General features: G+C 72.5%; 8 protein-coding genes. 3 read left to right on the forward strand and 5 right to left on the reverse strand.

Annotated features, from left to right (window positions below; genetic code table 11):
* Positions 1–67 precede the first annotated feature (67 nt).
* The gene (locus tag ACIQTO_RS04540) at positions 68–1345 is read left to right on the forward strand and encodes a thymidine phosphorylase (RefSeq protein ID WP_402382644.1); all 1278 of its coding nucleotides are present in this window, start codon (positions 68–70) and stop codon (positions 1343–1345) included.
* Between the two features lie 29 nt (positions 1346–1374).
* Here ACIQTO_RS04540 and ACIQTO_RS04545 read toward each other — a convergent pair whose 3' ends face one another.
* From ACIQTO_RS04545 to ACIQTO_RS04565, 5 genes are all read right to left on the reverse strand, one after another.
* On the reverse strand, positions 1375–1929 hold the full coding sequence (locus tag ACIQTO_RS04545) for a Uma2 family endonuclease (protein WP_402382647.1): 555 nt from the start codon (positions 1927–1929) through the stop codon (positions 1375–1377).
* Between the two features lie 42 nt (positions 1930–1971).
* Positions 1972–2646: an alpha/beta fold hydrolase gene (locus tag ACIQTO_RS04550; RefSeq protein WP_402382650.1), complete on the reverse strand. Its 675-nt coding sequence runs from the start codon at positions 2644–2646 to the stop codon at positions 1972–1974.
* Positions 2647–2751: 105 nt separating this feature from the next.
* Positions 2752–3045, reverse strand: a complete 294-nt coding sequence (locus ACIQTO_RS04555; protein WP_402382653.1) for a hypothetical protein — start codon at positions 3043–3045, stop codon at positions 2752–2754.
* Entirely contained in the window at positions 3032–3385 is a 354-nt protein-coding gene (locus tag ACIQTO_RS04560; RefSeq protein ID WP_402382656.1) for an AbrB/MazE/SpoVT family DNA-binding domain-containing protein, read from the reverse strand. Before ACIQTO_RS04560 ends, ACIQTO_RS04555 begins: the two co-directional genes overlap by 14 nt.
* Positions 3386–3394: 9 nt before the next feature.
* A complete protein-coding gene (locus tag ACIQTO_RS04565; RefSeq protein WP_402382658.1) occupies positions 3395–4699 on the reverse strand; it encodes an MFS transporter in 1305 nt (434 codons plus the stop codon).
* A gap of 155 nt (positions 4700–4854) precedes the next feature.
* On the opposite strand from ACIQTO_RS04565, the gene ACIQTO_RS04570 reads away from it, so the two are divergent.
* Together ACIQTO_RS04570 and ACIQTO_RS04575 are read left to right on the forward strand one after the other, a co-directional pair.
* Positions 4855–5769, forward strand: coding sequence for a LysR family transcriptional regulator (locus ACIQTO_RS04570; protein WP_402382778.1), 915 nt, complete (start codon positions 4855–4857; stop codon positions 5767–5769).
* A 163-nt stretch (positions 5770–5932) separates the two neighbouring features.
* A complete protein-coding gene (locus ACIQTO_RS04575) occupies positions 5933–7081 on the forward strand; it encodes an adenosine deaminase (protein WP_402382661.1) in 1149 nt (382 codons plus the stop codon).
* Positions 7082–7177 lie beyond the last annotated feature (96 nt).

Here is a 7177-nt window from a genome sequence, read left to right on the forward strand (position 1 = left end):
GCGAGTGGGGCCGCAATCCGGCCAGCTCGCGACACTCTTCGCATTTTGAACCCCTCTTGGAGCAGCCATGGACGCCATCTCCGTCATCAGGACCAAGCGCGACCGCGGAGAGCTGAGCGACGCTCAGATCGACTGGGTCATCGACGCCTACACCCGCGGCGATGTCGCCGACGAGCAGATGTCCGCCCTCGCCATGGCGATCCTGCTGAACGGCATGAAGCCGCGCGAGATCAGCCGCTGGACCGACGCGATGATCCGCTCCGGCGTCCGGATGGACTTCTCCTCGCTCGCGCAGCCCACCAGCGACAAGCACTCCACCGGTGGCGTCGGCGACAAGATCACCCTGCCGCTCGCCCCGCTGGTCGCCGCCTGCGGCGCCTCCGTCCCGCAGCTCTCCGGGCGCGGCCTCGGCCACACCGGCGGCACCCTGGACAAGCTGGAGTCCATCCCCGGCTGGCGCGCCCTGCTCTCCAACGACGAGATGATGAAGGTGCTGCACGACGCCGGCGCCGTGATCTGTGCCGCCGGCGACGGCCTGGCCCCCGCCGACAAGAAGCTGTACGCCCTGCGCGACGTCACGGGCACGGTCGAGGCGATCCCGCTGATCGCCTCCTCGATCATGTCCAAGAAGATCGCCGAGGGCACCGGCGCCCTCGTCCTGGACGTGAAGGTCGGCTCCGGCGCCTTCATGAAGAACCTGGACGACGCCCGCGAGCTGGCCCGCACCATGGTCGGCCTGGGCACCACGGCCGGTGTGAACACCGTCGCGCTGCTGACCGACATGTCCACCCCGCTCGGCCTCACCGCGGGCAACGCGCTGGAGGTCCGCGAGTCGGTCGAGGTGCTGGCCGGCGGCGGCCCGGCCGACGTCGTCGAGCTGACCCTCGCGCTGGCCCGCGAGATGCTCGCCGCGGCCGGCGTGCACGGCAAGGACCCGGCCGACGCGCTGCGCGACGGCTCCGCGATGGACCACTGGCGCCGCATGATCTCCGCCCAGGGCGGCGACGTCGACGCCCCGCTGCCGGTCGCCCGCGAGCAGCACGTCATCCCCGCCCCGGCCTCGGGCGTGCTCACCGCGCTGGACGCGTACGCGATCGGTGTCAGCGCCTGGCGCCTGGGCGCCGGCCGGGCCCGCAAGGAGGACCCGGTGCAGGCGGGCGCCGGCATCGAGATGCACGCCAAGCCCGGTGACACCGTGGTGGCCGGCCAGCCGCTGCTGACCCTGCACACCGACACCCCCGAGCGCTTCGACTACGCGATCGAGGCGCTGGCCGGCGGCATCGAGGTCGCCCCGGCGGGCACCGCGTTCACCCCGAACCCGATCGTGCTGGACCGCATCGCGTGACGGCCTGAGGTCTGCTCACGTGCGCCGAGTCAGGCGTACGTGAGCAGACCACTGGTGTCGAGGGTCCAGGGACCGACCGTGATCGTGTCACCGAAGGCGAACTTCTCGCGGGAGTCGTAGCCGGGTTCAGAGTGCACGATGCCGGTCCCCGTGCGCGGATCGATGATCAGATAGAACGGAATCCCCATCGCCGAGTAGTCGCGGACTTTGTCGCGGTAGTCGTTCTCGGGGTTCGACTTGGAGACGATCTCCACGACGAGCAGCACATCGTGCGGGAGCACCGCCGACTGCTCGCTCTCCAGCAGGGCCTCGGGGAAGATCATCAGATCCGGATTGCGCAGGCGGCCGAGCCCGACGTCCTCCAGGTCGGCTCCGTGGTAGGCGATGTGGCCGGGGTGCGTGTTCGACACCTGGGCATTGAGCTGTCGGGCGATGCGCAGAACGGCGAGCTCGTGCCGCATGACCGGCGACATCATCATGACGATCTCGCCGTCGGCGATCTCGACCTTCCCTATTCCGGGGATCTGCGGCAGCTGATCGGCGATCTCGCGCAATCGGGCGTACACGGCAGGATCGATGCTCATGGTTCGGAGTGTAGCGACGCCCGCCGACAGCCGGGCCCTCCCTCACTCCGCCGCGGTGAGCGCGATCTTCAGGAACTCCTCCGGGGCCTCGTGGATCAGGTCGTGGCCGACCGGGAGCGCGTGCACCGTCCAGGCCGGGTCGTCGCGCAGGCGGTCGTAGGTCTCCAGCAGCGGGCTGTCCTCGAAGCGTTCGGCGTGGATGTAGACGCGGCGGGTGACGGCCTCGCCCGCGCCGGTGAGGGCGACCGGCTGGAACAGGCTGGCCGTCGGGTGGACGCTGGCGCGCGGGTCGAGGGCGGGGTTCGAGCCGACCACGGTGGTGCCGCCGCCCGCCGCCGCGCCCGCCAGGTAGCGCTGCTTCCAGACGTCGTTGACGATCCGGTACGCCGACTCGCCGTCGCGCGGCACGAAGGCGTCCGCGTACACCAGCGCGGCGATCCGCTCGGGCGCCCGGTCGGCGACCCCGGAGAGGACCATCCCGCCGTAGCTGTGCCCGACCAGCACCACGTCGGTGAGCCGCTCGGCCTCCAGGGTGGCCAGCACGTCCTGGATGTGCGTGTCCAGGTTGACCGCGCCGTTGTTCAGGTGGCCGCGCTCGGAGACCCCGGTCAGCGTCAGCGGGTACACCTCGTGGCCGGCGGCGCGGAGCCCGTCGGTGAGCGGCCGGTACCACCAGGCGCCGTGCAGCATGCCGGGGACGAGAACGAAGGTGGCCATGGTCGGTTCCTCTGGTCGAGCGGGCCGGACGAGAGGAAAGCTACGGCGGATACCTGACACCCTGCGTCAGGTATCCGCCGGGAGAAGCGCGGGCTCGCGGGCCGCTCAGGGGCGGTGGAAGATCTCGTGCGTGCCGATCCGCCGCCAGACGATGTGCGGCTCCCCGTCCTGGACGGGCTCGCCGTAGCCGAAGGTCGCCCGGCCGTCCGGCGCCCAGGTCAGCTCCCAGATGTCCGGATGACCCTGCATCCTCTTCACCCGGAGCCCCCGCCGAAAGCCCTGGCCGGCTCGCAGGTCGGTGACGAACTGGGCGACCGCGACAAGGAACGCCGCTTTTTGGGCCGCGCTCAGGCCCTTCCAGTCGCGCAGGAAATGGGCCAGTGACTCATACGTCGGCACGGCGCTTGATCTCCCCCAGGTCCAGCCCGGCCTCGTTCGCGAGCGACTGCAGGAACTCGTCGCCGTCCTGGAACACCTCGCCGCGTTCGCCGTCGGCGAGAGCCTCGTCGACCTCTGCTTCGCGGGCCTGCCAGGCCGGGCTCCAGAACCAGGCCTGGTCGTCCGGGATGACGGAGGCGGGGGTGAGGACGATCCGCCCGTCCTCCACCGCGACGACCAACTGGTCACCCTCCTGAAGATCGAGCTGTTCTCTTATCTCCTGCGGGATGGTGACCACGCCCTTCTTTCGCACAGGTGTGGACACCAGGTGGGGGCGACGACGGCGCTTGAGATCGGCCATGGGGAAAGTCTACCGGGCGGAAAGTCTGCCCGGCAGTCCGTTGTCGGCGCGGCGGGTGGCGAGGGCGCGGCGGGTGGCGTAGAGGGTGACGCCGGCGGCGAGGGTCATCGCGGTGAGGCCGACGGCGGCCGCGCCGGGCCAGCCGGTGGAGTGGTAGGCGTCGGCGCCGATCGTGCCGCCGAGGCTGTTGCCCAGGTAGTAGGCGATCAGGTAGAGCGCGGAGGCCTGGGCGCGGCCCTCGGTGGCGGTGCGGCCGACGGCCGAGGACGCGGTGGCGTGGCCGGCGAAGAAGCCGGCGGTGATCAGGACCAGGCCGAGCAGGGCGCAGAGCAGCGAGTCGGCGAGCGACAGCAGCAGGCCGGCCGCCGTCACCCCGATGGACACGTACAGCGCGCCGCGCCGGCCGAGGCGGCCGGAGAGGCGCCCGGCGGCGGCCGAGGTGCCGGTGCCGACCAGGTAGACCACGAAGATCGAGGCGGCCACCGACTCCGGCAGGTGGAACGGTGCGGCGATCAGGCGGTAGCCGACGGTGTTGTAGACGGCGCCGAACACGGCCATGAAGAGCAGTCCGAGCGCGTACAGCCGGACCAGCAGCGGGTTGCGCAGGTGGCGGCCGACGGTGCGGGCCAGCGCGCGGGCGTCCACCGGGGTGGGCGTGAAGTGGCGGGCGGCCGGGATCAGCAGCCGGAAGGCGAGCGCGGCCAGCAGGGCGAGGGCGGCGGAGGCGGCCAGGCCCCAGCGCCAGCCGAAGCCGGCGGCCGTCCAGCCGGAGATCAGCCGGCCGCCCATGCCGCCGATGCTGTTGCCGGCCACGTACAGGCCCATCGCGGAGGCCAGCGCGCTGGGGTGGACCTCTTCGGCGAGGTACGCCATCGCGGTGGCGGGCAGCCCGGCGAGGGCGGCGCCCTGGAGGACGCGCAGCACGACCAGGGTGGTGAGGTCCGGGGCGAACGGCAGGGCCAGCGCGAGGGCGGAGGCGGCGAGCACGGAGGCCGTCATCACCGCGGTGCGCCCGTACCGGTCGGAGAGGGCGCTGGCCGGGAGCAGGGCGAGGGCGAGGCCGAGGGTCGCGGCGGAGGCCGTCCAGCTGGCCTGGCCGGGAGTGAGGTCGAGGTCGGCCGAGAGGACCGGCAGCAGGCCCTGGGTGGAGTAGAGGAGGACGAAGGTCGCGATACCGGCGGCGAAGAGGGCCAGGTTGGCGCGGCGGAAGGCGCGTTGCCCGGGGCGGTGACGGGCGTCGTCGGTGGCGAGCGGGGACGGCTGGGTGAGGGCATCCGGCAGGGTCGCGGATGCCCCGGTACTGGCGGGCTGCATGACGTCGACGTTAGGGGCGGCCGCGCTGATGCGTCCAATGCATGATTGCGGGACAATCGATGCGTCAGGGTATGAGCGCAGGTAGCGGCGATGAGGGTGGCGTGGGAGTGGCGGACAGCACGGACGAGGTCGAGCGCCCGCACCGGCCGGCCGAGCTGGGGCCGGAGCTGCCGGCCGTCCAACTGGCACCGCGGTTGGCACAGTTCGCGGCGGTGGCCCGGCTGGAGCACATGACCCGGGCGGCGGCGCTGCTGGGCATGCCGCAGCCGACGCTGTCCCGGGCGGTGGCCCGGCTGGAGACGGAGCTGGGGGTGGACCTGCTGGCGCGTCAGGGCCGGACGGTCCGGCTGACCAGGGCCGGCCGGCTGCTGCTGGCCTCGGTGGAGCGGGCGCTGGCCGAGGTCGAGCGCGGCGCGGAGGCGGCCCGCGCGGAGGCGGACCCGGCGGCCGGGCGGGTGGTGTTCGGGTTCCTGCACACGATGGGGACGGACGCGGTGCCGGCGCTGCTGCGCGGGTTCCGGGCGGCGCACCCGCAGGTGCGGTTCCAGCTGGCGCAGGACTACGTCGGCGCGATGCTGGAGCGGCTGCTGGCCGGGGAGCTGGACCTCTGCCTGGTCTCGCCGGTGCCGGACGACCCGGCGCTGGTGGCCCGCACGTTGGACGAGCAACGGCTGCACCTGGTGGTGCCGGCCGACCACCGGCTGGCCGGGCGGCGCCGGATCCGGCTGGCCGAGGTGGACCGGGAGCCGTTCGTCGGGCTGGAGCGCGGCTACGGGCTGCGCGCGATCACCGACGGTTTCTGCGCGGAGGCCGGCTTCGTGCCGCGGATCGCCTTCGAGGGGGAGGACGCGGAGACGCTGCGCGGTCTGGTCGCGGCCGGGCTGGGCGTGGCGCTGCTGCCGCCGGCGCTGGTGCCCCGGCCGGGGGTGGTCGAGCTGGAGGTGACGGCGCCGCGCACCCGGCGGGCGATCGGCCTGGCCTGGGCGGCGGGCCGGCCGCCGACCCCGCCGGTGGCGGCGTTCCGGGACTTCGTGCTGGCGCGGCGGGGGCGGTTGTTGCAGCACGACTGACGGCGCGCGACCCGCGCCGGGGCGGTTGTCGGGGCACGACTGACGGCGCGCGACCCGCGCCGGGGCGGTGCGCTCGGCCCTTCGGTGGAATTCCGGGTGCACATTGGCCGAACCGGCCGCGCGGGTGTGGCCTGTCTACGCGCGTAGGAGCTACACTCCCGCAATGGAGAACCAGATCCCTGTCACCACCGCGGGCACCGGCCCCCGGATCCCCACCCCCGAGCAGATCGCCCGCGCCCCGAAGGTGCTCCTGCACGACCACCTCGACGGCGGGCTGCGGCCCGAGACCATCGTCGAGCTGGCCGCGGCGGTCGGCTACGAGGGCCTCCCCACCACCGACCCGAAGGAACTGGGCGAGTGGTTCCGCGAGGCCGCCGACTCCGGGTCGCTGGTCCGCTACCTGGAGACCTTCGCGCACACCTGCGCCGTGATGCAGACCCGTGAGGCCCTGATCAAGGTCGCCGCGGACTGCGCCGAGGACCTGGCCGCCGACGGTGTCGTGTACGCCGAGGTCCGCTACGCCCCGGAGCAGCACCTGGAGGCCGGCCTCACCCTGGACGAGGTCGTCGAGGCCGTCCAGGAGGGCTTCCGCCTCGGTGAGGCGAACGCCCGCGCGGCCGGCCACCGGATCCGGATCGGCACCCTGATCACCGCGATGCGCCACGCCGCCCGTTCGCAGGAGATCGCCGAGCTGGCCAACCGTCACCGCGACGCGGGCGTCGTCGGCTTCGACATCGCCGGCGCCGAGGCGGGCTACCCCCCCACCCGCCACCAGGCCGCCTTCGACTACCTCAAGGGCGAGAACAACCACTTCACCATCCACGCGGGCGAGGCCTTCGGTCTGCCGTCGATCTGGGAGGCCCTGCAGTGCTGCGGCGCCGACCGGCTCGGCCACGGCGTGCGGATCGTCGACGACATCACGGTGAACGAGGACGGCAGCGTCGAGCTGGGCCGCCTCGCCGCGTACGTGCGCGACAAGCGCGTCCCGCTGGAGATGTGCCCGACCTCCAACCTCCAGACCGCGGCGGCCACGTCGTACGCCGAGCACCCGATCGGGCTGCTCAGCCGGCTGAAGTTCCGGGTGACGGTGAACACCGACAACCGGCTGATGAGCGGCACCAGCATGAGCCGTGAGTTCGGGCACCTGGTGGAGGCGTTCGGCTACACGCTGGGCGACATGGAGTGGTTCACCGTGAACGCGATGAAGTCGGCGTTCCTGCCGTTCGACGAGCGGCTGGCGATGATCAACGACGTGATCAAGCCGGGCTACGCCGAACTCAAGGCGGAGTGGCTGTTCAGCGCCGGCTCCTGAGCTTTTCGTTTAACCTCGCACGTCACCCGACCTGCTGATCTGCGGTTCTTCCCGGGACGGCGGAGGCGGCCGTTCTCCACGCTTCGAGATGTCGAG

Source organism: Kitasatospora sp. NPDC091207 (assembly GCF_044768625.1).
GTDB lineage: Bacteria > Actinomycetota > Actinomycetes > Streptomycetales > Streptomycetaceae > Kitasatospora.

What these genes read in the sequence shown, in the direction of transcription:
- ACIQTO_RS04545 (WP_402382647.1), bottom strand. Translation starts at nt 1,929, where the DNA reads ATGAGCATCGATCCTGCCGTGTACGCCCGATTGCGCGAGATCGCCGAT.
- ACIQTO_RS04575 (WP_402382661.1), top strand. Translation starts at nt 5,933, where the DNA reads ATGGAGAACCAGATCCCTGTCACCACCGCGGGCACCGGCCCCCGGATC.
- ACIQTO_RS04550 (WP_402382650.1), bottom strand. Translation starts at nt 2,646, where the DNA reads ATGGCCACCTTCGTTCTCGTCCCCGGCATGCTGCACGGCGCCTGGTGG.
- ACIQTO_RS04560 (WP_402382656.1), bottom strand. Translation starts at nt 3,385, where the DNA reads ATGGCCGATCTCAAGCGCCGTCGTCGCCCCCACCTGGTGTCCACACCT.
- ACIQTO_RS04565 (WP_402382658.1), bottom strand. Translation starts at nt 4,699, where the DNA reads ATGCAGCCCGCCAGTACCGGGGCATCCGCGACCCTGCCGGATGCCCTC.
- ACIQTO_RS04540 (WP_402382644.1), top strand. Translation starts at nt 68, where the DNA reads ATGGACGCCATCTCCGTCATCAGGACCAAGCGCGACCGCGGAGAGCTG.